General features: G+C 58.3%; 24 protein-coding genes. 9 read left to right on the forward strand and 15 right to left on the reverse strand.

Annotation, left to right across the window (positions count from 1 at the left end):
- Window positions 1-16: 16 nt before the first annotated feature.
- From mdh to LF252_RS00220, 3 genes are all read right to left on the reverse strand, one after another.
- Window positions 17-967, reverse strand: coding sequence for a malate dehydrogenase (mdh, locus tag LF252_RS00210; protein WP_226265965.1), 951 nt, complete (start codon window positions 965-967; stop codon window positions 17-19).
- A 116-nt stretch (window positions 968-1083) separates the two neighbouring features.
- Window positions 1084-2412 carry a tRNA lysidine(34) synthetase TilS gene (tilS, locus tag LF252_RS00215; RefSeq protein ID WP_226265974.1) on the reverse strand — a complete coding sequence of 443 codons (1329 nt, stop codon included), beginning with the start codon at window positions 2410-2412 and terminating at the stop codon, window positions 1084-1086.
- 50 nt (window positions 2413-2462) lie between these two features.
- Entirely contained in the window at window positions 2463-3002 is a 540-nt protein-coding gene (locus tag LF252_RS00220; protein ID WP_226265976.1) for a P-loop NTPase family protein, read from the reverse strand.
- An 89-nt stretch (window positions 3003-3091) separates the two neighbouring features.
- On the opposite strand from LF252_RS00220, the gene LF252_RS00225 reads away from it, so the two are divergent.
- From LF252_RS00225 to LF252_RS00260, 8 genes are all read left to right on the forward strand, one after another.
- Complete coding sequence (locus LF252_RS00225; protein ID WP_226265978.1) at window positions 3092-4774, forward strand: OstA-like protein; 1683 nt, start codon at window positions 3092-3094, stop codon at window positions 4772-4774.
- A 142-nt stretch (window positions 4775-4916) separates the two neighbouring features.
- Window positions 4917-5744, forward strand: coding sequence for an outer membrane protein assembly factor BamD (locus tag LF252_RS00230; protein WP_226265980.1), 828 nt, complete (start codon window positions 4917-4919; stop codon window positions 5742-5744).
- Window positions 5745-5863: 119 nt separating this feature from the next.
- The gene (locus LF252_RS00235) at window positions 5864-6193 is read left to right on the forward strand and encodes a DNA-directed RNA polymerase subunit omega (protein ID WP_226265982.1); all 330 of its coding nucleotides are present in this window, start codon (window positions 5864-5866) and stop codon (window positions 6191-6193) included.
- Between the two features lie 130 nt (window positions 6194-6323).
- A complete protein-coding gene (locus tag LF252_RS00240; protein WP_394370392.1) occupies window positions 6324-6887 on the forward strand; it encodes a flavoprotein in 564 nt (187 codons plus the stop codon).
- 128 nt (window positions 6888-7015) lie between these two features.
- The gene (locus LF252_RS00245) at window positions 7016-7672 is read left to right on the forward strand and encodes a phosphopantothenoylcysteine decarboxylase (protein WP_226265984.1); all 657 of its coding nucleotides are present in this window, start codon (window positions 7016-7018) and stop codon (window positions 7670-7672) included.
- A complete protein-coding gene (gene porD / locus LF252_RS00250; protein WP_226265986.1) occupies window positions 7665-8579 on the forward strand; it encodes a type IX secretion system protein PorD in 915 nt (304 codons plus the stop codon). Before LF252_RS00245 ends, porD begins: the two co-directional genes overlap by 8 nt.
- A gap of 159 nt (window positions 8580-8738) precedes the next feature.
- The gene (recN, locus tag LF252_RS00255; RefSeq protein ID WP_226265988.1) at window positions 8739-10412 is read left to right on the forward strand and encodes a DNA repair protein RecN; all 1674 of its coding nucleotides are present in this window, start codon (window positions 8739-8741) and stop codon (window positions 10410-10412) included.
- A gap of 154 nt (window positions 10413-10566) precedes the next feature.
- Window positions 10567-11388 carry an enoyl-ACP reductase FabI gene (locus tag LF252_RS00260; protein WP_226265990.1) on the forward strand — a complete coding sequence of 274 codons (822 nt, stop codon included), beginning with the start codon at window positions 10567-10569 and terminating at the stop codon, window positions 11386-11388.
- An 80-nt stretch (window positions 11389-11468) separates the two neighbouring features.
- On the opposite strand, the gene LF252_RS00265 is transcribed toward LF252_RS00260, so the two are convergent.
- The 9 genes from LF252_RS00265 to LF252_RS00305 all read right to left on the reverse strand — a co-directional run bounded on the left by LF252_RS00265 (window position 11469) and on the right by LF252_RS00305 (window position 18946).
- Window positions 11469-11879, reverse strand: a complete 411-nt coding sequence (locus tag LF252_RS00265) for a hypothetical protein (protein ID WP_226265992.1) — start codon at window positions 11877-11879, stop codon at window positions 11469-11471.
- 108 nt (window positions 11880-11987) lie between these two features.
- On the reverse strand, window positions 11988-13055 hold the full coding sequence (locus LF252_RS00270; protein ID WP_226265994.1) for an SDR family oxidoreductase: 1068 nt from the start codon (window positions 13053-13055) through the stop codon (window positions 11988-11990).
- A 165-nt stretch (window positions 13056-13220) separates the two neighbouring features.
- Window positions 13221-14033, reverse strand: coding sequence for an SDR family NAD(P)-dependent oxidoreductase (locus LF252_RS00275; RefSeq protein ID WP_226265996.1), 813 nt, complete (start codon window positions 14031-14033; stop codon window positions 13221-13223).
- 140 nt (window positions 14034-14173) lie between these two features.
- Window positions 14174-15001 carry an alpha/beta fold hydrolase gene (locus LF252_RS00280; RefSeq protein WP_226265998.1) on the reverse strand — a complete coding sequence of 276 codons (828 nt, stop codon included), beginning with the start codon at window positions 14999-15001 and terminating at the stop codon, window positions 14174-14176.
- A 14-nt stretch (window positions 15002-15015) separates the two neighbouring features.
- Window positions 15016-16026: a hypothetical protein gene (locus tag LF252_RS00285; RefSeq protein WP_226266000.1), complete on the reverse strand. Its 1011-nt coding sequence runs from the start codon at window positions 16024-16026 to the stop codon at window positions 15016-15018.
- A 181-nt stretch (window positions 16027-16207) separates the two neighbouring features.
- Window positions 16208-16390, reverse strand: coding sequence for a hypothetical protein (locus LF252_RS00290; protein ID WP_226266002.1), 183 nt, complete (start codon window positions 16388-16390; stop codon window positions 16208-16210).
- A 269-nt stretch (window positions 16391-16659) separates the two neighbouring features.
- Window positions 16660-17568, reverse strand: a complete 909-nt coding sequence (locus tag LF252_RS00295; RefSeq protein ID WP_226266004.1) for a helix-turn-helix domain-containing protein — start codon at window positions 17566-17568, stop codon at window positions 16660-16662.
- Window positions 17565-18539 carry an NADP-dependent oxidoreductase gene (locus tag LF252_RS00300; protein ID WP_226266005.1) on the reverse strand — a complete coding sequence of 325 codons (975 nt, stop codon included), beginning with the start codon at window positions 18537-18539 and terminating at the stop codon, window positions 17565-17567. Before LF252_RS00300 ends, LF252_RS00295 begins: the two co-directional genes overlap by 4 nt.
- Before the next feature lie 143 nt (window positions 18540-18682).
- Window positions 18683-18946 carry a barstar family protein gene (locus tag LF252_RS00305; RefSeq protein ID WP_226266007.1) on the reverse strand — a complete coding sequence of 88 codons (264 nt, stop codon included), beginning with the start codon at window positions 18944-18946 and terminating at the stop codon, window positions 18683-18685.
- Between the two features lie 91 nt (window positions 18947-19037).
- On the opposite strand from LF252_RS00305, the gene LF252_RS00310 reads away from it, so the two are divergent.
- Window positions 19038-19673, forward strand: a complete 636-nt coding sequence (locus LF252_RS00310; protein WP_226266009.1) for an REP-associated tyrosine transposase — start codon at window positions 19038-19040, stop codon at window positions 19671-19673.
- A gap of 108 nt (window positions 19674-19781) precedes the next feature.
- Here the strand turns inward: LF252_RS00310 and LF252_RS00315 are convergent, their stop codons facing one another.
- The 3 genes from LF252_RS00315 to LF252_RS00325 all read right to left on the reverse strand — a co-directional run bounded on the left by LF252_RS00315 (window position 19782) and on the right by LF252_RS00325 (window position 23161).
- Window positions 19782-21593, reverse strand: a complete 1812-nt coding sequence (locus LF252_RS00315; protein ID WP_226266011.1) for an ABC transporter ATP-binding protein — start codon at window positions 21591-21593, stop codon at window positions 19782-19784.
- A 79-nt stretch (window positions 21594-21672) separates the two neighbouring features.
- Window positions 21673-22272 (reverse strand): DUF4279 domain-containing protein, encoded by a 600-nt coding sequence (locus tag LF252_RS00320; RefSeq protein ID WP_226266013.1) that lies wholly within the window; start codon window positions 22270-22272, stop codon window positions 21673-21675.
- A gap of 94 nt (window positions 22273-22366) precedes the next feature.
- Entirely contained in the window at window positions 22367-23161 is a 795-nt protein-coding gene (locus tag LF252_RS00325; protein WP_226266015.1) for an alpha/beta fold hydrolase, read from the reverse strand.
- Between the last annotated feature and the right edge of the window lie 207 nt (window positions 23162-23368).

Here is a 23368-nt window from a genome sequence, read left to right on the forward strand (position 1 = left end):
CAGGAGCTAAAGCGGGTTAGGCGTTGGCAGCCTGCTCTTTGCTCATGTTGTCGAGGGCGTCCATTACCTCTTTCACGTGGCCGCGCGAGGTTTCCAGCAGAGCTTTTTCCTCGTCATTGAGTTGCAGCTCGATGATGCGCTCAATACCGTTTTTGCCCAGGATAACCGGAGCACCCAGGTATACGCCGTTGATGCCGTACTCGCCCTGCAGCTCTACGCACACGGGGAACACGCGGCGCTGGTCGCGCACGATGGCTTCTACCATCTGGGCGGCGGCTGCACCGGGAGCATACCAGGCCGAGGTACCCATCAGCTTCACCAGCTCGCCACCACCCACGGCGGTACGCTGCACAATGGCGTCCAGTTCTTCTTTACCAATCAGCTCGGTTACGGGAATACCGCCCACGGTGGTGTAGCGGGGCAGGGGCACCATGGTGTCGCCGTGGCCACCCATCAGTACGGCCTGAATGTCTTTGGGGCTCACGTTGAGGGCCTCGGCCAGAAAGGCGCGGTAACGGGCCGTATCCAGAATACCAGCCATGCCAAATACCTTCTCGCGGGGCAGCTTGGAGGTGAGGTGGGCCTGGTAGGTCATCACGTCCAGGGGGTTCGATACCACGATGATGATGGCGTTGGGCGAGTATTTCACCACCTGCTCGGTTACCGACTTCACGATGCCGGCGTTGGTGGCAATCAGGTCGTCGCGGCTCATGCCGGGCTTGCGGGGCAGGCCCGAGGTAATTACTACCACATCCGAGTCGGCGGTGCGCGAGTAGTCGTTGGTTACGCCCACGGTGCGGGAGTCGTACCCGATGATGGGGGCTTTCTGCCAGATATCCAGGGCTTTGCCTTCGGCAATGCCTTCCTTGATGTCAACGAGGACGATTTCGTTGGCAATTTCGCGGGTGGCCAGTACATCGGCGCAGGTTGCGCCTACGTTGCCGGCTCCAACTACGGTAACTTTCATCAGTGGATGGAATTGGGTGTGAACTATGGGATGCGCGTAAAGCTAAGGCATAGATGCGAGAAGGTGAGCCATAGGCGGGCAGACTTTTCCTTGTTCATATCCGCAGCAGTCATCTACTACATGCGCTTCACCAGCAGCACCCGCTCGGTATTCTCGGTTACCTTGAACCGCTCATCGGGCCGGAAACCGATAACCCAGGCAATTTTGCCGTCGGCGGATACCAGCACCCACACGTTGTCTTTGAGGTTGAGGGGCACTTTCTGGTCGATGAGGAAGTCGGAGAGCTTCTTCTTGCCCTTCATGCCGATGGGCATAAACCAGTCGCCCTCCTGCCAGGGCCGTACTGTGAGTGGAAACTTAAGCACGTCGGCATCCAAGGCGGCCAGGGCTTTGCCCTTCGGTACGGCGTAGCCCTCGGTTATTTCCAGCAACTCAGTGCGCAGGTGCAGCCCGTCAATTTTCAGGGCTTCCTGCCCGGCCTGCAGCTGGTGGGTGCCAAACTTCTGGAGCTTGCGCGGGGTAATCACCAGTTGCTCCCGGTCCTTCACCAACTGGTGCGTCGGCGACTCGAAGCGGCGGCCTGGCTCGGCCCCGAAGCTCTGCACAATGTCCTTGGTTACGAGGTAGCTGAAGCCGAAGGGCCGCAGCAGCTCGTGTAGTACCAGAACCGTGGCGGCGGTTTTCTGTAGCGTCCGGATGTCGAGGTAGGTGGCGTCGACTTCCTGGCGCTGAGCCTGGGCGGCGGTATCGGCCACGTAGCGGCGCACAATTTCCTCGGCCGCGCCCACGCGCTCCGCCGTGACGCTCATGGTGTGGTCGAGCGAGGGGTTGATGTCGCGCAGTACGGGCAGTACTTCCAGGCGCAGGCGGTTGCGCTGGTACACCGGCGAGTCGTTGCTGGCATCCTCGCGCCAGATCAGGCGGTTTTCCACTACGTAGTCGTAGAGGTCAGGCTTGCTGACGGCCAGCAACGGGCGCACCAGGTGGCCGGTTTTGGGCCGGATGCCGTGCAGGCCGACCAGGCCGGTGCCGTGCACCAAGTTCAGCAGCATGGTTTCGGCGGTGTCGCGCTGGTGGTGGGCGGTAGCCACGGCCGTATAGCCCTGCTGCGCCCGGATGCGCTCAAACCACTCGTAGCGCAGCGCCCGGGCGGCCATTTGCGTCGAAATGCCTTCCTGCTCGGCAAACTTCTTGGTCTGGAAGAATTCCACGAAGTAGGGCGCCTCGTATGTAGAGGCCAGCTTGCGCACAAACTGCTCGTCGGCATCGGCCTCTTCGCCCCGCAGCCCGAAGTGGCAGTGCGCCACCCCAAACTTCACGCCCAGCCGGTGCAGCATGTCGGCTAGCACCACCGAGTCGAGGCCGCCGCTGACGGCTACCAGCAGCTGGTCGGTAGGGGAGAAGAGGGCGTGTTCCTGAATAAAGGCTTGAATCCGGTCGAGCATGGGAGAAACAAAGAAGCAGCACTAGGAGGCTGCGAAAAATAATGACAAAGTTAAGCGGCCGGCAGTGCGTCCACCACGCGGGCCACGCGCTCCGCCACCGTCAGGCCGCCGCGCAATTCCAGCACGGGGCACTTAAGCTGTTGCATCCAGGCCGTGTGAATGGCCAGGCTGCGGCTCGTGGTGCCGCCAGTATCGTAGGTAGCGGCCCAGTCCAGGAAAGCGGCCGACTGCTGCTGCCGAAACGCATCAATGCGTAGCAGCTCCCCGTACCGCTCCTGTTCCCGCTGTTGCAGCCGGGCCAGCCGAATGTTGGGCGGTATCCACAGAAATACGGCCAGGTCGAAAGCGTGCAGCCACTGTTCCCCCCAACTCACCAGGGACCCACCCAGTACCCAGGCCGGGTGCCGGGCCAGGGCTTCCGCCAGAAGCTGGTTGCGTTCCGGCAGGGAGCGTTTCACTGTAAACGGCTGTTTGGCCGGAGCCCAGTAGAAATCATCCGCGTCGAAATACGGCACCTGCAGCCGTTCAGCCAGCGCCTGCCCGAGGGTGGTAACACCGGAGCCGGAGGCCCCAAACAGGTAGATTTTCACGACGGGAAGCGGGTGGAGTGAACGGACAATGGCGTACTATTCCACAAAGAAAACCGTTAGCAACGGCCCTTCTGTACCTTTGCGCTGAAATGTCGTTCCCGAAGCCACTTTTTCTTCTATTGCTGCTGTTGCTGCCCGCCCTGAGCTGGGCCCAGCAGCGCCCGGCCGCGCGGCCCGGCAACCAGCCTGCGCCGGTTCAGGGGCAGCGTATTGAACTGCTGCCCGGCACCCAGCAACTCATTGGCGGTACCTTTAATGGGGTCGAAATCCGGAAGCTGATTGGCAACGTGAGCTTCCGCCAAGGCACCACGCTGCTCTACTGTGACTCGGCCTATCAGTACACCGAGCGGAATGCCTTGGAAGCATTCAGCAATGTGCGCATCATTCAGAACGATACCATCACCATTACCGGTGACCGGGGCACCTATGATGGCGACACCCGCAAGGCCCGTATGACCGGCAACGTGACCATGCGCGACCCGCGCATGACCCTTACCACCCAGCTGCTCGACTACGACCTGAACAATAACTTGGCTTACTACAGCACCGGCGGCCACCTGCAGGACACGGAAAACACGCTCGACAGCCAGTTTGGGTATTACAACACCCAAAGCAAGGTGTTCAGCTTCAAACGCAACGTGAAGCTGATTACCAAGGAAAACACCATCGACACGGATACGCTGCAGTACAACACCGTCAGCAAGATTGCCTACTTCTTCGGGCCCACCCGCATCAAGGGCAAGCAGGGCAACCTCTACGCTGAAAACGGCAACTACAATACCGTTACCAAGATTTCCAACTTCGCCCGGAACGCCAAAATCGAAACGCCCAACTACCTGCTGGGCGGCGACAACCTGTACTACGACGAAGCCCGGCAGTACGGCGTGGCCACCGGCCGCGTGTCGATGACCTCGAAGAAGGACAACATTGTAATTCGCGGGGACGTGGGGCGGTACTGGCGGGCCCAGGGCCGGGCCAAGGTGTACGGCAGCCAGCCGGTGATGCGCAACATCAACGATAAGGACACGCTGTACCTATCGGCCGATACGCTGGTGAGCATTGAGGGCCGCCCGCCCCAGAACAAGGCCGGCGTGATTTACGCCTACCGCAAGGTGCGCATCTTCCGCTCCGACCTGCAGGGCCGCTGCGACTCGCTCACCTACGACCGGCAGGACTCCATCATCTACCTCAGCCACGACCCGGTGCTCTGGAACAAGGGCAACCAGCTCACCGCCGACTCGATGGAGATTCAGCAGCGCCGGGGCCAGATTGATCAGATGCGCCTGTTCGGGCATGCCTTCAGCATCGGGCAGGACACGTTGCTCAACTTTAACCAGGTGAAGGGCCGCAACATGGTGGCTTACTTCCGCGACAAATCCATCAAAAAAATTGATGTGCTTGGCAACGCCGAGAGCCTCTACTATGCTCTTGAGGGTGACACGGCCGTGTCGGGCGTCAACAAAAGCCTCTCGGCTACCATGGCGCTGCGGTTTCAGGACGGCAAGCTCAATACCATCAGTTTTCTTACCAACCCCGAAGCCCAGTTTATTCCGCCCAACGAGCTGAAGCCGGAAGACGCCAAACTCAAGGATTTCCGCTGGCGCGCCACGGAACGCCCCACCCGCCGCCAGACGTTAGGCAAGCACTTCGCCCCGCCCGCCAAACCCAAAAAGAAGGCTCCGGCAAAAAAATCAACAACGACCAAAAAAGCCGCGCCCAAAAAGCCGGCCGCTACGAAAGCTAAATCAACGACTAAACCGGTGAGGAAATAAAGTCAGCTATTCATTCTTACTGCCATCAGGGCGGGGAATACCTTGCCAAGGCTAACAATGACGAGCTAATTTCTCTGGTAACTGGCAACTCATCACTGACAACTGATTTGCCTCACCGATTCTTCTTACCTTTGCGCCCCTTATGCTGTCTTTCCGTCCGACCGTCTTTGTTCTGTTCCTGAGCCTGTTGTTGCTCGGCTCCTGCAGTGGCTACCAAAAGCTGCTCAAGAGCACCGACGTGAACAAGAAGTACGAAGCCGCCGTGCAGTACTATGAGAAGGGCGACTATTTCAAGGCCGGCACGCTGCTGGAAGAGCTGATTCCGCTGCTAAAAGGCCGCCCGGAGGCTGAAAAAGCTCAGTTCTACTTCGCCAATACCAACTTTCAGCAGCGCAACTACACGCTGAGCGCCTACTACTTTAAGACGTTCTACGAGACCTACCCCAACTCGCCATTAGCGGAGGAAGCAGCCTTCATGCAGGCCAAATCCCTGTTCCGCGACTCGCCGGAGTACCAGCTCGACCAGACCAACACCTACACGGCCATTGAGGTAATTCAGGATTTCCTGAACCGCTTCCCCGAGAGCAAGTTTCGCTCTGAAACCGACGGTATGTCGCAGGAGTTGCAGAAGAAGCTGGAAAATAAAGCCTTCCGCGGCGCCCGCCTCTACTACGATTTGCGCTACTACCAGTCGGCCGTAACGGCGTTTACCCAGTTTCAGCAGCAGTATCCTTCTTCGGGTTACGGCGAGCAGGCGGCTTTCCTGAAGCTAAGTGCCCAGTTTGACCTGGCCAACGAAAGCGTGGAGGAAAAGCAGCGGGAACGGTATTTGGAAGCCATTGCCTTCTACCAGAACTTCGTGGATGCCTTCCCGCAGAGCAAAAATCTGAAAGACGCCGAGCGGATGTACGACCAAGCCCGCGACGCAGTAGCCAAGCTGAAGCCTACGGAAGGCACAGCGGCCAAGTGAATGTGGAAAATGCGAGGAGAATGTGGTTGAATGTGAGAAATTGTATTCACCGCACCGCATAAGTCTTCGCACTACGTTTTCACATACCTCATCTTAAAACACATTCAACACATTTGAATATGAAAGCTCCCAATAACGTACCCGCTTCCATCGTAACCCGCAACATGTCGGATTTCACCACCGAAACCGGCAACGTGTACGAGAGCATCGCCATCATCTCGAAGCGCGCCAACCAGATTGCCGTGAAGCTGAAAGAAGAGCTGAACGGGAAACTGGCCGAGTTTGCCACCACCGTGGACAACCTGGAGGAAGTGTTCGAAAACCGCGAGCAGATTGAAATCAGCAAGCACTACGAGCGGCTGCCCAAGCCCACCAACCTGGCCGTAGAAGAGTTCCTGGAAGGGAAAGTACACTTCCAGACTCCCTCGGAAGACGAAGTAAAAGGCTAAGCCACGCCGGCTTTAATGGCCCCCTGAAACGTCATGCTAAACCAGTGCCGCCACCGGCCCGGTTCGGCATGGCGTTTTGGTGTTTATACTTGCCCCGGCAAGTGCTATAATATAACCCCTAATCTGCCAGATGCTGCAGGGACGAAAAATTTTGGTGGGTGTGAGCGGCAGCATTGCCGCCTACAAATCGGCGCTGCTAGTGCGGTTGCTGGCGCAGGCCGGCGCCGAGGTGCAGGTGATTCTGACGCCCGCGGCCGTGGCCTTCGTTACACCGCTGACATTGGGTACGCTATCCAAAAATCCGGTTTTACAGGGGTTTTTGAAGGATGAGCAGGCCGGGGAGTGGCATAACCATGTGCACCTGGGTTTGTGGGCCGATGCGTTGGTAATAGCTCCGGCCTCGGCCAATACGCTGGCCCATCTGGCCAACGGCCTCTGTGATACGCTGCTCGATGCCGTGTACCTCTCGGCCCGCTGCCCGGTGTTTGTGGCCCCGGCCATGGACCTGGATATGTACCAGCACCCCGCCACTCAGCGCAACCTGCACCGCCTGCGCGAGGACGGTACCACCGTATGGGATTCGCCGGCCGGTGAGCTGGCCAGCGGCCTCAGCGGCCCCGGCCGCATGCTGGAGCCCGAGGCCATTGTGCAGGAGCTGGAGCAGTTTTTCAGGCAGGGAAAAGATGAAAAATAGAAAGTCAGGGCTCAGTGCAGTACTAGGTGTCTTTACGCCTGCTGCTGGTTGCATTCCGAGAAAAGGCAGCGGCTGATGCCACGGTTCGAGCTTTTCTCTTTTACTTTCTCCCTTTGATTCTCTGATTCATGCGCGTCCTGATTACTGCCGGCCCCACTTACGAACCCCTCGACCCGGTACGCTTCATTGGTAACCACAGCACCGGCAAAATGGGGTACGCCCTGGCCGAAACCTTCGCGGCCGAAGGGGCTGAGGTAACGCTCATCAGCGGCCCTACCAATTTGCCTGACCCCGCTAGCCCGCACATCCGAACGGCGCGGGTGCAAACGGCGCAGGAGATGTACGAAGCCGCTGCCGCCGTGGCTCCGGCTGCCGACGTATGGGTGTTCGCCGCCGCCGTGGCCGACTACCGGCCTGCCCAGGTGGCCGAGCAAAAAATCAAGAAGGCCGGCGAAACTCTCACGCTGGAGCTGGTGAAGAACGTGGATATTGCCGCCGAGTTGGGGAAAACCAAGCGGCCCGAACAATTTTCGGTGGGTTTTGCGTTGGAGACGGAAAACGAGCAGGTCCACGCCCTCGACAAGCTCCGGCGCAAAAACTTTGACGTAGTGGTGCTGAATTCCCTGCGCGACGCCGGGGCCGGTTTCCGCCACGATACCAACAAAGTAACCCTGCTGGCCGCCGACGGGCAAAGCACTATCTTCGAGCTAAAGGCCAAAACCGAAGTAGCGCAGGATATTGTGCGTTTCGTGTTGGCCCGCTTTTCATCCCAAGCGCATGCGTAAGCTTTTTCTACTGTTGTTGCTCGTTGCTGGCAGCACTGCCGCCCAGGCCCAGGAGCTACTGGCCGAGGTAACCGTGTCCACTGAAAACGTGACCATCTCGGACCGGCAGCTGGTGCAGGATATGAAGCGAGACATCCAGCAGTTTCTGAACACCCGGCCTTTTACCAACCAAGCGTACCGGCCCGAGGAGAAAATCCGCTGCAAAGTGTTTGTGGGCATCACCGAAATTCCGCAGAACGGCACCTACAAAGCCACCGTGCGCATTCTGAGTACCCGCCCGGTGTACGGTACCGGCTACGAAACCAACCTGCTGAGCTTTGCCGACCGGGGCTGGGTATTTAACTATTCGCCCCAAAACCCCATCGACTACTCCGAAACTACGTTTGTGGGCAACCTATCGTCGCTGCTGACCTTCTATGCCTACATGATTATCGGCATGGACCAGGACAGCTTCGCGCCCTTGAGCGGTTCGCCCTATTATGACCGGGCCCGCACGGTGCTGGTAAACGCGGCTTCCCAGAACGTGACCAACGAGGCCGATGAAGGCTGGAAGGATACCAACAATGGCAACCGGTACTGGCTGCTCAATAACCTGCAGGACCCACAGCTGGAGGCATTCCGGAGCGCCATTTACGCCTATTACCGGCAGGGAATGGATATTTTCATCACCAAGCCTGAGGAGGCCCGCACCAACATGGCCACCGCCCTGCAAGGGGTGCAACAGGCCGTGCAGCGCCGCCCCGGTACGTTGCTGGCCCGCGCCTTTTTCACCACTAAGGCCGAGGAAATTTCCAACGTATTCCGTAGCAGCCCCGACCAGCAGCAGAAAACTCAGGTAGCCACCCTGCTCACCGAAGTAGACCCCACCAACTCGGCCCGCTACCAGACGATTCTGCGGCAGCCATAATCTGGCTAGGCAGAAAGAAAACGCAAGCAAATTTTATTGGCATTTGACTAAATGAACTAGTAGCTTTGCTAAAGCTACTAGACTCGGTTGTTGCTGGCCGGACCGTAGCAGGTTTCTTTGGCAGCTACGGCCGGCGTTCCGGCCTTCATTTGGTTTGTTATGCTGGTTGATCTGCGAATTCAGAACTACGCGCTGATTGAAAAACTGGAGCTGCGTCCCTCGGCGCTGCTTAACATTATTACCGGCGAAACCGGCGCGGGTAAGTCGATTATGCTGGGGGCCATTGGGCTGCTGCTGGGCAACCGGGCCGACTCGCGCATGCTGTTCGATACGGACAAGAAGTGCGTGATTGAGGGTCAGTTCGACATCCGCAGCTACCAATTGCAGGATATTTTCGAGGCGGAGGACCTGGACTACGACCGGCAGTGCATTCTGCGCCGCGAAATTAGCCCGGCGGGCAAGAGCCGGGCCTTCATCAACGATACGCCCGTGACGCTGGAAACCCTGCGCCACATTGGGGCCAACCTGATGGATATTCACTCCCAGCACGATACCCTGCTGCTCGGCGATACGGTGTTCCAGCTGAACCTGCTGGATCTGTATGCCGGACTGGTGCCCATGCGCGGGCAGTACAGCAACGCCTACCGCCAGTACCGCAAGCAGGAAGCCGACCTGAAAGCCCTGGAGGACCAAGTGGCCCAAGCCAACAAGGAGCTGGATTACCACAGCTTTCTGCTAAACGAGCTGGAAGATGCCAGCCTCGACAACGAGCGGCAAGACGAGCTAGAGCAGGAGGTGAAGGAACTGGAGCATGCCGAGGAAATCAAATTTAAGCTCACGCACGCTCTGCAGGGCATTTCGGAAGGGGAGTACTGCGCCACCAGCGCCATGAAGGATGCTGCCGTACTGCTGGGCCAGATTTCCGCTTACTCTGAGCCCGTGCGGGAGCTGAAAGGCCGTCTGGATAGCTGCCTGATTGAGCTGCACGATATTGCCGATGAGCTGGAAGCTGTGGAGCGCCGCACGGAGGGCGACCCGGCCCGCATCGACGAGTTGCAGGGCCGCCTGAACATCCTGTATAGCCTGCAGCGCAAGCACCAGGTGCGCGACGTGGTGGCCCTGCTGGCCGTGCGCGCCGACCTGCGCGACAAAGTGGGCTCGGTACTCAACCTCGACAAGCAAATCAACCGCCTGCGCCGCGACGTGGAAGCCTCGCTGACCACCGTAACCAAGCAGGCCCAGCGCCTCTCGGAAGCCCGCCGCAAAGTGTTCCCGAAGTTTGAGAAAGAGCTGGCCTCGTTGCTGGTGGATCTGGGTATGCCGCACTCCCGCATTGTGGTGCAGCACCAGGAAAGCGCCCCAACTGCCAGCGGTATTGATGTGGTGAGCATCCTGTTCACGGCCAACAAAGGTGCCCAGCCCCAAACGCTAAGCAAGTCGGCCTCGGGCGGGGAATTCTCCCGGCTGATGCTCTGCATCAAGTACATGCTGGCCGATAAGACTGCCCTGCCCACCATCGTATTCGATGAAATTGATACCGGTATCAGCGGGGAAATTGCCGTGAAGGTGGGCCGCATGATGCAGCAGATGGCCAAAAAGCACCAGCTCATCACCATCAGCCACTTGCCCCAGATGGCCGCCGCCGGCGACGCGCACTACTTCGTGTATAAGGAAGACCGCGCCGACCGCACCGTGAGCCGCATCCGGGAGCTAAGCCAGGAAGAGCGGGTGCACGAAATTGCTCAGATGATTTCCGGAGCCAACCCCAGCCAGCACGCCTACCACAGCGCCCGGGAGCTGCTGGCCCTGCGTGGGGTGGAAATGGCAGGGTAAGATTTCGGGGTTCGGTTTTCGTTGTTCGGTTTTAGTGAGGGGTTCTTTGTAAACTTGGGGCCTGATTCAGGATGCGTTGCGCAAATAGCAGACTCGCTCTGACTGGCAAACAGCTCCAGATTACGAAAAACGACCAACGAACAATCAAAAACGAATGGCTAGTAACCTACTCGCGGGCAAAGTCGGGATTATTTCCGGCGCGCTGAATGAAGAATCCATTGCTTGGAAAGTAGCCCTGAAGGCTCACGCCGAAGGTGCCCGCTTTGTGCTCACCAATGCCCCGCTGGCCATGCGCATGGGCGAAATCAACAAGCTCTCGGAGCAGTGCAACGCACCCATCATTCCGGCCGATGCTACCTCGATGGAGGACCTGGAGAAGCTGTTCTCGGGGGCCCAGGAGCACCTCGGCGGTAAAATTGACTTCGTGCTGCACAGCATTGGCATGAGCGCCAACATCCGCAAGGGCAAGCACTACGGCGAGCTGAACTACGAGTGGTACCAGAAAACCCTGGACGTGTCGGCGCTGTCGTTCCACAAGATGCTGGCCGTGGCTGAGAAGCAGGATGCTTTCAACGAGTGGGGTTCGGCCGTAGCCCTGAGCTACATTGCCGCCCAGCGCGCCTTCCCCGACTACACCGATATGGCCCAGGCCAAAGCCCTGCTCGAAAGCATTGCCCGTAGCTACGGTCAGCGGCTCGGCAAGCAGAAAAAAGTGCGGGTGAACACCATCAGCCAGTCGCCCACCAAAACCACGGCCGGCACCGGCATCAGCGGCTTCAACGCTTTCTACGACTACGCCGATAAGATGTCGCCGCTGGGCAACGCTCCGGCCGAAGCCTGCGCCGACTACTGCATCAGCCTGTTCTCGGACCTGACGCGCTACGTGACCATGCAGAACCTCATGCACGACGGTGGCTTCAGCAGCACCGGCATTTCGGAGGAACTGGTAGAGCTCATCACTAACGCCAACTCGTAGGCTACCGTCCTACAGTAAACCACAACGCCCAGCCAATTTGGCTGGGCGTTGTGGTTTTGGTACGTAGCAAATCCGGCTACTTATTCTTGTGCTCTTAGCCAATCCTGCGCGTTTTCCAGGCTATCGAACATGTGCATGTGCAGCTGGTTGCCGATGCGGAGCTGCAGGTTTTCGATGGAAAGCTGGCCGAAAATATCGGGGGAGAGAACCTGGGCAAAATAGCGTAGGCCAGCACCGATAATCAGGGGCGTCCACACTTGCTCAATCCAGTCGTTGGCTTCGGTAAAGGCACCTTCCAGGTTGCGGTGGTCATTCAGGAGTTTGTTGCAGGGTTCCTCACGCAGCATATCTACGTAGGTGAGGCCGCCGTCCATGATGGAGCCTATTGTTTGGCGGCCGTGCCAGATGGCGTGAATCCAGCCGGCGGTACGGTTCCGCTCTACCGTCAGGTACACGCTACCATCACCACGTTTCAAAGAGGTTGTCGTCATATTACATCGGATAAGACATCCAGGAGCAGGCAGCTACACGTCAAGTACACTACTCATTTTCACTGAAGCGGTTGCCTGAGTTTGTGGGCAACCAGCTGTCCGCTCTACTTACGGAATCAGGCGGTCGGTACGAAGCTGCGCGAAAAGGTCGAAAAATGAGTCTTCCGTGGATTGGTATTCCTGGAAGCCCCGCTTGCGGCTGTTGGCCATATCGGTCATTACCTCAATAGGCCGGCCCAGGTCCAGGTCGGTGTGCCAGGGCGAGGCGAGGCGGTTGAGGTCGGGTTCCGCGAGTTGATAACGCTCAGCAATGGCCCGCCACACGGCCGCATCCTGGCTAAGCTCCGCTTCCAGCGGATGAATGGTACCATCGAAACCCACGGCCTCCACGCCAAACCAAGCCGCCAGCCGGGGCCACAGCCAGCTCCACCGGAATACGTCCCCGTTCACGATGTTGAAGGCCTGGTTGCGGGCTGCTTCGGTAGTAGCGGCCCACCGCAGTTGCTTGGCAATGATGCGGGCATCCGTCACGTCGGACAGGCCGTTCCACTGGGCTTCGGAGCCGGGCCAGCGGAAGGGGCGGCCGGTTTCTTTGCAGATGCTGGCGTACACGGCCAGGGTGGTGCCCAGGTTCATGAGGTTGCCCACGGCCTTGCCGATGATGGTGTGGGGCCGGTGGATGCTCCAAGTAAATCCGTCGCGCGCGGCCGCGGCATACACCTCGTCTTCCTGGGCATAGTAGAAGTTGTCGAGCGGAAGGCGGGGCTGCTCCTCGCGCAGGGGTGTGGGCGGTGGGGTGCCTCCACTCACGTAGGCCTCAAAAGGACCCAGGTAGTGCTTCAGGCCCGTTACCAATGCCACGTGCTGCACCGACTGTTTCGGAGCCAGCGCGTCCAGCAGGTTGCGCACCATCAGGCTATTCACCCGGATATTTTCAGCCTCGGTATCCTGACGCATCCAGCTGGTGATGAACACGTGAGTAGGAGCTACATCGGCCAAAGCGGCCCGCAGGCTGTCGGGACTGAGCAAATCGGCGGCTACGGGGTGCAGGCCGGCAATATCGGTGTGGGGCGAACGGGCCAGACCGTAGGTGGGCCAGCCATAAGCCACTAGTTCCTGAGCCAGGTTACTGCCAATAATACCGCTGGCACCAACTATGAGGGCAGTGTTTTGCATAAACGAAATCAGGGAAAGAAATGCTGCCACAGATGCGGCGGAAGCTGTTACAACAGCCAGCCGGGTAAATCGTCTAGCTGAACCAGTGTTTTTCGGCGGGCTGTAAAAAGCCCGGCCTGTTCGGGCCGGGCTTTGGAGGCGAGCAGTTGCAGATGAAGCCTGCCGCTACTGGGCGCTTTCGTTGCCGTCTACGGGCTTGCTCTGGCTGTGCACGTTGGCGGCTACCAGCTCGTCGGGCAATACATTGCTGGCGGTTACCTGTACTTTATTCATGAGACCGGAAATGACGCGGTTTTCGCCGGCCATCAGGGCTTTGTAGCCGTCTTCGGCTACGTCGGCGGGGGAGGACATGCCGCTTTTCTCCGCCACGTTTTTGGCCCGGGTCATGTCGGCTTTGTTGAAGAAGTCAGTATCCGTGAGGCCGGGCAACAGGTTGGTGATGGTGACGCCCTTGTCCTTATTCTCGTTCTGAATCGACTCCACGAAGGAATTCACGAAGGCTTTGGTGCCGTGGTATACCGCCTGCAGTGGGCCGGGCAGCTCCCCGGCAATGCTGCCTACCAGCAGAATTTTGCCCTCGCCGCGGCTGAGCATTTCCTGCAGGTACAGCTTAGTAAATACCACGTAGGCCCCAATGTTCAGCTGAATAATGTCCAGCTCCCGGTTGATGTCGGTGGTGTCGAAAGTGCCGTACTGGCCTTGGCCGGCGTCGTTTACCAGGGCGTCAACTTGTACGCCGCTGGCTTTCACTTGCTCCACTACCTCAAACGGGGCCTCGCGCTTGAAGAGGTCTTTGGCAATGGTGGTAACCTGCACGCCGTGCTGCTGCTGGATTTCCTGGGCCGTTTGGTCAAGCTCCTGCTGGTTGCGGGCCACCAGAATGAGGTTGTACTTGTCTTGCGCGAAGCAATTGGCCAGCTCCCGGCCAATGCCGCTGGTGCCGCCGGTAATGAGGGCTGTTTTGGTGGATGATGCCATGATGGAAAGGATAGGTTTGGCTAAGGCTAACGCACCCTTTCCAGCCGCGGTTATTGTCGGGCTTCGTCTAAGTGGCATCTAAAGTCAGAAGCAAAGCTTCGTGAATAGCCGGTTGTAGGAATTTGAACGTGAGGCTGTTATTAGCGTGCGGGAGCTGGAATGGACTTCGCACGGAAGAACTCATCCACTTTGCGGTTGAACTCGTCGGCGTGCTCGTGCAGGGTAGCGTGGCTGCTGTTGGGTACTATCCACAGCCAGGCCCGGGGCAGGTTCTGGTAGATGGCCAAGGTGTGCTCCGGTCGGATAACGTCCCGGTCGCCGGCAATGATGAAGGCGGGAGCCTGGATACCCGCTAGCTGCGACAATGGCACGTGCGGGTGGCGCCAATCCAGCAGAAATACCTTCCAGTCGTTGCGGCGCTTGGCATCGGTGAAGCGTTGGGTGCGGCCCTCCTGGTAGCCCCGTTTCATTTGCTGCCACAGCTCGGGCATTAGGGCCGTGGAGTCGGGCCAGAGGTTGGCCCCGGTGGCCGCCAGGCGCTTCACTTTGCCCGGGTGGCGCTGGGCCAGCAGCAATGCCGTAATGCCTCCGTCGCTCCAGCCCAGCACGTAAGCCGAATCAAGGCGTAGATGGGTGAGCAGGGCGGCGCAGTCGTCGGCCAGTTGCTCAAAACTCAGGGAATCACCAGCATCTGCCGACTGGCCGTGGGCCCGGCTGTCAAGGGCAATGACGCGGTACTTTTTGGCGAAATAGGGGATGGTTTGGGCGAAATCTTGGCTGCTGCCGCCATTGCCGTGCAGTAGCAGAAGCGGCGGGCCCGCGCCGTAGGTTTCGTAGTACATCTTGATGCCCCGCACGGCCGCATACTTGCCCGCCGCAGGGTTGTGGCCGTACGGCACCTGCTTCGACTGACCCAAGGCCAATTGCCCAAGCAGCAGGAACAGCAGAAGCAGGGAGGCGCGAAGCATGGGCAGGTCAGCGGTTAGTTCTTCTCAAGATACAGCAGCGTCGACTGCTTGCTGGGGCCGTACTTGTCGTTGATGAGAAAATAGCCGCCCCGGTAAGCGGCCAGTCCTTCCCAGTTGTAAGTCATGTATTCGCGGGGTAGCTCCAGCAGCGGCTTCCAGCTGACCTTGCCGCGCCGGTACCGCAGCCGAATCAGGCGGCAGTAGTTCTGGTACTGGCCGGCCGCATCCAGTACCAACCGGGCATCTGCCGCGCCGGATTCCGGGCGATACACCTGGTCATCCTTGCCGTTGAAGAAGTAGTTGATGGCCGTAAACCGGTTGCGGCCCTCGTAGGTCAGGTCGGTGATGCGGAAAGGGAGGCGCTGTATGGGCACCAGCTGCGGAATATCGGGCAGACGCTGGGCCGAGGGGAGCCGCAGGGCGTAGTTGTCGTGCCGGAAGTAGTTGTACTCGAAAAACAGTAGCAGGCTTTTGTTGTAGCCCGTAGCCGCCTCAAACCCCGCATTTTCGATGTGGGAGCCATCGGTCAGGGCCGGTTTGGCCAGCGGCACCAGGTAGCCCGGGTCCAGGGTAACGTTGCTGGCCCCCAGCCGGCCCCGAATCAGGTAGCAGTAGGCGGAAGGCGTAGTGGTTTCGATGGTGAAATAGGCCGTGTCGCCTAGCATGGTGAGGCCTTCCAACCCTTCGTAGGCCTGGCCGGCGCTATCCAGCCGCGCCCTGATTTTGTCAAGGCCCAGCAGGGGATATTTGTGGTACGCTACGGCTGAGGCTTTGCCAGCCAGCACGCTATCTACCCGGCCCAGGGGCAGGCCGTACACCTTGGCTTCGGCCCGGTCCTGCAGGCGGCTTTCCGAGAGCAGCAGCAGCTGCCCCCGGTGCACGAATAACCCCGAAAACTGGTTTTCGCGCTCCGCCAGCTCTGGCGGCAGCGGCACCGCGCGGAACGTGTACGGTGCTTTCTGGGCCTGGGCCACGGCTATGGGTAGCAGAACGGCTAGCAGAAAAACGCGGAAGAAGTACTGCATATGACGAGACGGCCGCCGAAAGGCAATGCCACGCCAAGATTACTTGAAATATGGTTCATTCTTACCCGAGCAAGGGCATTTCCCGCAGTTACTAATCCTGGCGGTGCAAACTATGCCTACACGCCGCCTCCCGTCGCCAAGCAGGTGCGGGGAGGCGGCGGTTGTAGTACCGGAGAATTAGTTACGGAGTAAGACGGTCGGCGTGCAGTTGCCCGAACAGGTCGAAGAACGACTCGTCGGTGACCTGGTATACTAGCAAGCTCAGCTTGCGGCTCTTGGCAATGTCGGTCATCACCACAATGGGGCGGCCCAGGTAGGTGTGCCAGACCGTGGCGGGTGGCAATGTAGCGCCACAGGTCGGCATTGTTAGCCAGCTCGGCTTCCAGGGGCGCACAGTGCCATCGAAGCCAGCCGCTTCCATCCCGAACCAATCGGCCAGCCGGTCCCAGAGTCAGCTCCAGCGGCATACGTCCCCGTTCACGATGTTATAGGCCTGGTTGCGGGCGCCCCCGGTGGTGAATGACACTGGAACAGCCGAAACCGAAATTTGTACTGCCGCCTGACGTTTCGCCCGCGCACAGCCCAAAACAAGCGGCGCAACCGAGCCCGCACTACCAACCCCGCTCTAGTGTGCTACTGAAAAGAAGCTCTGAATTCCAGCGGCGAGAGGTTGGTTTTGGTCTTGAAGAGCTTGCTAAAGGACTGCAGGTGCTCAAAGCCCAGCTCGTACGCAATTTCGCTGACGGTCAGGCTGGTAGTAGACAGGCGTTCCTTGGCCTTTTCGATTAGCTGCGCGTGAATATGCTGCTGGGTATTCAGCCCCGTTAATACGCGCAGCAGGCTGCTCAGGTACTTCGGGGAAAGATGCAGCTGTTCGGCTACGTAGCGCACGGTCGGCAGGCCTTTTTCCGCCACATCCGGACTGCTGAAATACGCGCGCAGTAAATCCTCGACCCGCGCCAGCACCTGATGGTTGGTTTTTTCGCGGGTGATAAACTGCCGGTGATAATATCGGTCGGCGTAATGCAACAGGCTCTCCAGCTGCGAAATGATGATGGGCTTGCTGAACCGGTCGATGTTGGCGTGATACTCCTCCTGAATGGCGAGAATGAGCGCCGTGATGCTGGCTTCTTCCTTGGCCGAAAGAAACAGAGCTTCGTTCAGCGAATAATCCCAGAAGTCGTATTGCTTGATGGTCGTGGCCAGCGACGTATTCCAGATGAAATCAGGGTGGATATACACTACCCAACCTGATTTTTCTATCTGCTCGTTTGGGTTTACTGCCGCAATGCTAAATACCTGCCGGGGCGCCATAAAGGACAAAATGCCCTCATTGAAATCGAATGGCTGCTGCCCGTAGGTGCCTTTCGCATTCCGCATTCTTTTGACGGAAATGGTGTAAAAATCCAGCAGCAACTGCGTCGACTCCCCGTCGTGCAGGTGCCCAACCGTGCCCACATCCACTACGCTGAGCAGGGGGTGCTGGGGCTTGGGCAGCCCCCGGTAGGCGTGAAACTCGCTGATGGTTTTGAAGTGCCTCATGCCGACTCGGCTTCTTGCTGGATTTTCAGTATCAACTTGCCGCGCACGTGCCGGGTTTCGCTTTCCCGGTGGGCCTCGGCTGCTTGCTCCAGCGGATACACCTGGCTAACGACCACCTTCACTTTACCGGCGTCAATCAGCTGGGCCATTTCAGCTAGCCACTCTTGCCGGGGCTGGTTGTTCGATAACCGGCCGGTGGCGCGCTTGGCGGCCAGGGCGGCCAGTACTTCCTCGCTGAACGGAAAGTCCACGTTCACGCTGACGAAGATGCCCCCGTTCTGCAAGGCGGCCACTGTGCGCAGACGCTCTGCATTGTCGCGCAGCGGCGAGGCTTCCAGCACCAGGTCCACGCCCTGAGTCAAGTCCGTTACCGGCTGACTGCGGTAGTCCAGCACCTCATCGGCGCCCAGCTGCCGAAGGTAGTCCAGGTTGGCGGCCGAGGCGGTACCGATGACGTAGGCGCCTTTCGCTTTGGCAAACTGCACCGCCAGGCTGCCCACGCCGCCCGCAGCACCCTGAATCAGGATGCGTTGCCCGGCTTGTAGCTTACCATCGGCGAAGAGGGCCGTCCAGGCCGTGAGGCCGGCCAGCGGCACCCCGGCCGCTTCGATGAAACTGATGCTCCGGGGCTTGTGCGCGAACTGGCTGGCCTTGGCCGCGCAGTATTCCGCGTAGCTGCCGGCGCCGGGAAAATCAGGCTCCCCGTACACGGCGTCGCCTACTTGAAACTCAGTCACCGCGCTACCCACTTCTTCCACAACGCCGGCCGCGTCCCAGCCCAGGGGCATAGGCAATTTCAGGTGGGGGCGCAGCACGTCGTTGCCACCTTCTCGCACTACCCAGTCGGCCGGGTTAACGCCGCTGGCATACACCTTGATTAAGATTTCGTCCGCTGCCGGCACGGGCCGCGCCACATCATCTAGGTGGAGCACTTCCGGGCCGCCAAACGCATGGATTCTTACTGCTTTCATAACAGGCTCTTTCGGTTGGTTGACGCTAGCAAAGGTCTGTACCATCCGAAACGCCGATTTAGTCAAAAGGCCCTTTGTATTAGCCAAAAGGGTAGGCGGGAGTCTGGTAGTAAGCAGTGTACCAGGTAAGCGGGGCAACACAATCAGGCCAGCACAATGCGCTTAGGCGCCACTTCTACCGCATAATCGTCTATCACCTCCCGCAGAATCTGCATGTCGCGGGGGCAGTGCTCAGCAAATTCCTGCCAGTTGATCAACGTCAACACGGGTGGCATTTCCACAATGGCTACTATAGAGTCCCAGAAAGCATCCCAATTAGCTCCATACCAATCTTCGAAGCCGAACTTCTCCTTAAACAGTTGGTGAATGGCGGCTTTGCTGGTGATGCCGGTGAGGTCGAGGGTCATGGGTTAAATGTAGCGCGAACTTTGTAGTTCGCGTCCCCGCGCCGTTTCAACGATTAGCTTCCGGGACGCGAGCTACAAAGTTCGCGCTACAATGCGCCACTATGCTGATATCCTGCTTTCTTGCTGGATGGGCAACCTTCTGTACTACGAGCGAAATCTGCCACACCGCTTACCTCCTGGCTCTGCTATATTCCTGACGTTTCGTCTAGCTGATTCTCTTCCCCAAGCTGTATTAGCTCGTCTGCGGGTGCAGTCCAGAAGTATAGAGATTGATAGTACTGAGCTTACCTACGCCCAACAACGCCGCTATTTTGGCTACTTCGACCAGTTGCTGGATGGGTCTGCCTATGGCCCTACATGGCTCCGCGAACCGGCTATAGCCAGCTTGTTAGCAGCTTCACTACACCATTTCCACGGAAAGGCATACGAATTGATTTGCTACTGCATCATGCCGAATCATGTGCATACAGTTGTTTCTCTCCCGGAAAATTCCCCGCAATTAGCCGAAACACTGCAACGCATTAAAGGCTATACAGCTTTGCAAGCCAACAAACTATTGGGAAGAACCGGACAGTTCTGGCAGCGCGAAACCTACGACCACATTGTGCGCAACGGAGAGGAGATGCAACGCATACTTACGTACGTGGTGAACAACCCGGTAAAAGCAGGTCTTGTCGAAAGCTGGGAACAGTGGCCCTATACATACTGGTCCGAGGCAATGCAATAGCAAATCCATGAGTAGCGCAAGTAGCGAGAACTTTGTAGTTCGCGTCCCGGAAGCTAATCGTTGAAACGGCGCGGGGACGCGAACTACAAAGTTCGCGCTACAATGCTACTACGCCGCCGTATCTTCCACCTCGTCCCCGTCATCCACCAACACCCGCGCCAGCTTCTCTATGTTGAGGCTGCGGGCCGAGGCGTCGAATATTTCGCGGTAGGTGCCGCGCAGGTCGTAGAGCTGCTCGTGGGTGCCACTTTCTACCATGCGGCCCTGCTTCATCACGTAAATGATGTCGGAATCCACAATCTGGGCCAGGGAGTGGGAGATAATAACCACGGTGCGGCCCTTTTTGATGGCGTCAAGGGAGTTTTTGATTTGCTCGGTGGCAATGGCGTCGAGGGAGGCGGTGGGCTCGTCGAGGAAGATGATGGGCGGGTTCTTGAGGAACAGTCGGGCAATGGCAATGCGCTGCTGCTGCCCGCCCGAGAGCTGCTGCGCGTCGCTCTGATAGCCCTTGGGCAGGTCCATAATCTGCTCGTGCAAATAGGCCTGCTTGGCTGCGTGCTGAATCTGTTCCAGCGTGGCGTCCATCAGGCCGTAGCGGATGTTTTCCTCGATGGTGCCCTTGAAAATGTGGTTCTTCTGCAGCACCAGCCCGATTTGTTGGCGCAGGGCGTGGGTGTCGTAGTCGGCCAGCGGCTTGCCATCGAGCAGCATCTTGCCGCGTTGGGGCTCGTAGAACTTGCAGAGCAGGTTAATAATGGTGCTTTTGCCGGCCCCGCTCAGGCCCACCAGGGCGGTGGTTTTACCCGCTTCAATGGTCAGGCATACGTCGTGCAGGGCCTGGGTGCCGCTGGGGTAGGTGAAGTCCACGTTGCAGATATCGAAGGTGCCCTGCAGGTGCTCGGGTTTTAGCGTACCGCTCGGCTCCCGGGCATCCTTGGCGTCGAGGATGTCGAAGAAGCCCTCGGAGTAAGTGAGGGCGTCGTTCATCTCATCGTAGATGCGGTGCAGCTGCCGGATCGGGGCCGATACGTTGTTGAACAACAGGATGTGGAACATGATGGCCCCGATGCTGATCTGCCGGTCGAGGACTAAGTAGGCCGTCAGGATGATGATGAGCACCACCCCGATCTGCTCGGTAAAGGTTTTGAGGCCGTCGTAAAGGAAGTTGGTCTTGCGCGTTTCGAGCTGGGCCTGCTGCAGGGCGTCCTGCTGCTGGTTTTGCTTCTCTTCCTCGTAGTCCTCGCGCACGAAGCTCTTGATGACCACGGCCGAGTCGATGAGGTTAACGAGGCCCTGGCTGCGGGCTTCGCGCAGGCCCCGTAGGGCCCGGCGGGTGCCGTTGAGCTTATCAGCCTGCCGGTAGCTCAGCCAGAAGTAAACGGGCAGCACCGCCACAGCCACCAGCCCCACGTACACGTTGGCCGTGAACATGACCACCAGCGCCACGATGGAGTTGGCGAACAGGGGCAGAATGTCAATAAAGAAGTTCTGCACCAGCTTCATCAGGCTTTCCACGCCCCGGTCGATGCGCGTTTGGAGCTTGCCGGTTTGGTTGCCGGTGTCGGCATAGAAGCCGAGCTGATAGTTGACCACCCGGTGCACCGCGTCGTGCATGAGCGTGCTCGACACGTTGATGCGGATTTTCTCGCCGTAGAATTTCTGCCCAAACTGGATGAAGGTGTTGATGATTTCCTTGCCCAGCAGCAGTCCGCTCACTAGCAGCAGCATCGGCATGCCCTGGGCCAGCGTGGCGTTGCGGTTCAGCAAAGCCTGCACCGTATCCACGGTGTAGCGCAGCACAAACGGGTTCACCTGGGCGGCCAACGAGCCCACCAGCGTAAGCAGCAACGTGGCAATAATGAGCCCGCGGTAGGGCCGCACGTACGGAAATAGGCGCTGAATAATCTCCCAGAGGCTCATCGGCTACACGGTAGGTGGTAGCCGATTTAGACGAGCGGGGCGGGAGTGAGGTTGTTATGAGAGCTGCACAGAAAGCCAACTAGTCACGGAATGGCTTTCCGGATACGAATAAATCAAACTCAATATCCAGGCCCAGACGAGCAACACGTTGAATGGTATGAGCCGAAAGAAAGGGGCCGCCCAGCATGCCAGTACCATTATGCATGTCCATCGTTACATCGATGCCGCAGTTGGTACATTGGAGGAGTTGCTGAATCCCCGTAACGTCCTGCTCCAGGAAATCCAGAAGCTTTTCGAGTTTGTGTTCAAATGTATCAGGCTCTGGATTGGGCGTAAAGTGGAGGGCGCTAAAGGAGTAAAAGCCGTGGCCACATGAGCGGGCCTGCCCCTTGCTCCATTGCGTTGTAGCTGGTAATGCTGTCAAAGCGGCCATTTCCCGTGCACTCATCGTTTCTGAAGTAGCCCGCAGGCTCACCCGGTGCCAAGACTCAGTATGAATTCCGCAGACCAGACCAGATTTGGTATTGATATAGATAGCTAAAAAGAATTTCTCATCCTGTATCGGAAGATAGGCGCAACAAATACCCTCTGCATCAGGTGAGGTTACGCGAGCTAGGACAGGAGTTCCTCCCTCAAATACTACTTGATGTATATCAAGGTATTGCTGTGTAACAGCCATAGTTGGAGCAGCAAGCTCGCTGGTGATGAGGTGCCTGATTTCCTCACTATTCATAATCGGTCATCATATGACAGCGAAGATACCGGCCTCTCTCTTACGCAGCCATAAAGGTTTCCAGGGCATCCAGGGTGTCGGAGGGCGCGCTTACGTGGGGGCAGTGGCCGGCTACGGGCAGCGTGATGAGCGTGGCATCGGGTAAGGACTCGTGCAGGTAGTCGCCTACTTCCAGGGGGGCAATGATATCCTCGGCGCACTGCACCAGTAGGCAGGGCGTGCGGCACTGCGTGAGGTCGGCGCGGTTGTCGCCCAGAAACGTTACACGGGCAAACTGCCGGGCAATGGTGGGGTCGTTCTGGCAAAAGCTGTGGGCCAGCTCCGCCGTGAGGGAAGGCTGGTCGGGGTTGCCCATAATAAAGGGCGTGATGTAGTCAGCCCAGCCCACGAAGTCTTTGTCCATAAAGGCCAGCATTTCCTCCAGGTCTTGGCGCTCAAACCCGCCGTGGTAGCTGCCTTCGTTCAGGTAGCACGGAGAGGGGCACAGGAGCAGCAACTGCCGGAAGTAATGCGGCTCCTGAATGGCGGCTAGCATCCCAATCATGGCCCCTACAGAATGCCCGATAAGCGTTACCTGTTGCAACTTCAGTTCCCGGCATATTTCCAGCAAATCAACCGCATACCCTTCCAAAGAGGCATACTTGGCCGGGTCGTAGGCTGTGGTATCCGATAAGCCAGAGCCCACATGGTCGTACAGAATCAGGCGAAACTGCTTGGAAAAGGCCGGGGTCAGGTACCGCCAGATGGTTTGGTCGCAGCCGAAGCCATTCACGAACAGCAGCGTGTGCGTACCCTGGCCCAGTAGCCGAATATTGTTACGTTTTACGATATCCATAACGCGCTGAGTTATGCTATCAAACACCTAGTGCCATTTGTCAGAATAGATACGAATATTATTAATAATAGTCAATAATTTATCAAAATAGGATAAATTATTGTTTGCTGCATCTACTAAATGGCACCTTAGTGACGTGGTGTCCCAGGATGGGATATACGACGGTAGCAATGAGACAGGCAGCTTTTACAGAACAGCGCCGTACAC

Origin of the sequence: Hymenobacter pini (assembly GCF_020421205.1) — a bacterium.
Taxonomy (GTDB): domain Bacteria; phylum Bacteroidota; class Bacteroidia; order Cytophagales; family Hymenobacteraceae; genus Hymenobacter; species Hymenobacter pini.

What these genes read in the sequence shown, in the direction of transcription:
- mdh (WP_226265965.1), bottom strand. Translation starts at nt 967, where the DNA reads ATGAAAGTTACCGTAGTTGGAGCCGGCAACGTAGGCGCAACCTGCGCC.
- tilS (WP_226265974.1), bottom strand. Translation starts at nt 2,412, where the DNA reads ATGCTCGACCGGATTCAAGCCTTTATTCAGGAACACGCCCTCTTCTCC.
- LF252_RS00225 (WP_226265978.1), top strand. Translation starts at nt 3,092, where the DNA reads ATGTCGTTCCCGAAGCCACTTTTTCTTCTATTGCTGCTGTTGCTGCCC.
- LF252_RS00230 (WP_226265980.1), top strand. Translation starts at nt 4,917, where the DNA reads ATGCTGTCTTTCCGTCCGACCGTCTTTGTTCTGTTCCTGAGCCTGTTG.
- LF252_RS00235 (WP_226265982.1), top strand. Translation starts at nt 5,864, where the DNA reads ATGAAAGCTCCCAATAACGTACCCGCTTCCATCGTAACCCGCAACATG.
- LF252_RS00240 (WP_394370392.1), top strand. Translation starts at nt 6,324, where the DNA reads ATGCTGCAGGGACGAAAAATTTTGGTGGGTGTGAGCGGCAGCATTGCC.
- LF252_RS00245 (WP_226265984.1), top strand. Translation starts at nt 7,016, where the DNA reads ATGCGCGTCCTGATTACTGCCGGCCCCACTTACGAACCCCTCGACCCG.
- porD (WP_226265986.1), top strand. Translation starts at nt 7,665, where the DNA reads ATGCGTAAGCTTTTTCTACTGTTGTTGCTCGTTGCTGGCAGCACTGCC.
- recN (WP_226265988.1), top strand. Translation starts at nt 8,739, where the DNA reads ATGCTGGTTGATCTGCGAATTCAGAACTACGCGCTGATTGAAAAACTG.
- LF252_RS00260 (WP_226265990.1), top strand. Translation starts at nt 10,567, where the DNA reads ATGGCTAGTAACCTACTCGCGGGCAAAGTCGGGATTATTTCCGGCGCG.
- LF252_RS00265 (WP_226265992.1), bottom strand. Translation starts at nt 11,879, where the DNA reads ATGACGACAACCTCTTTGAAACGTGGTGATGGTAGCGTGTACCTGACG.
- LF252_RS00270 (WP_226265994.1), bottom strand. Translation starts at nt 13,055, where the DNA reads ATGCAAAACACTGCCCTCATAGTTGGTGCCAGCGGTATTATTGGCAGT.
- LF252_RS00275 (WP_226265996.1), bottom strand. Translation starts at nt 14,033, where the DNA reads ATGGCATCATCCACCAAAACAGCCCTCATTACCGGCGGCACCAGCGGC.
- LF252_RS00280 (WP_226265998.1), bottom strand. Translation starts at nt 15,001, where the DNA reads ATGCTTCGCGCCTCCCTGCTTCTGCTGTTCCTGCTGCTTGGGCAATTG.
- LF252_RS00285 (WP_226266000.1), bottom strand. Translation starts at nt 16,026, where the DNA reads ATGCAGTACTTCTTCCGCGTTTTTCTGCTAGCCGTTCTGCTACCCATA.
- LF252_RS00290 (WP_226266002.1), bottom strand. Translation starts at nt 16,390, where the DNA reads ATGCCGACCTGTGGCGCTACATTGCCACCCGCCACGGTCTGGCACACC.
- LF252_RS00295 (WP_226266004.1), bottom strand. Translation starts at nt 17,568, where the DNA reads ATGAGGCACTTCAAAACCATCAGCGAGTTTCACGCCTACCGGGGGCTG.
- LF252_RS00300 (WP_226266005.1), bottom strand. Translation starts at nt 18,539, where the DNA reads ATGAAAGCAGTAAGAATCCATGCGTTTGGCGGCCCGGAAGTGCTCCAC.
- LF252_RS00305 (WP_226266007.1), bottom strand. Translation starts at nt 18,946, where the DNA reads ATGACCCTCGACCTCACCGGCATCACCAGCAAAGCCGCCATTCACCAA.
- LF252_RS00310 (WP_226266009.1), top strand. Translation starts at nt 19,038, where the DNA reads ATGCGCCACTATGCTGATATCCTGCTTTCTTGCTGGATGGGCAACCTT.
- LF252_RS00315 (WP_226266011.1), bottom strand. Translation starts at nt 21,593, where the DNA reads ATGAGCCTCTGGGAGATTATTCAGCGCCTATTTCCGTACGTGCGGCCC.
- LF252_RS00320 (WP_226266013.1), bottom strand. Translation starts at nt 22,272, where the DNA reads ATGGCTGTTACACAGCAATACCTTGATATACATCAAGTAGTATTTGAG.
- LF252_RS00325 (WP_226266015.1), bottom strand. Translation starts at nt 23,161, where the DNA reads ATGGATATCGTAAAACGTAACAATATTCGGCTACTGGGCCAGGGTACG.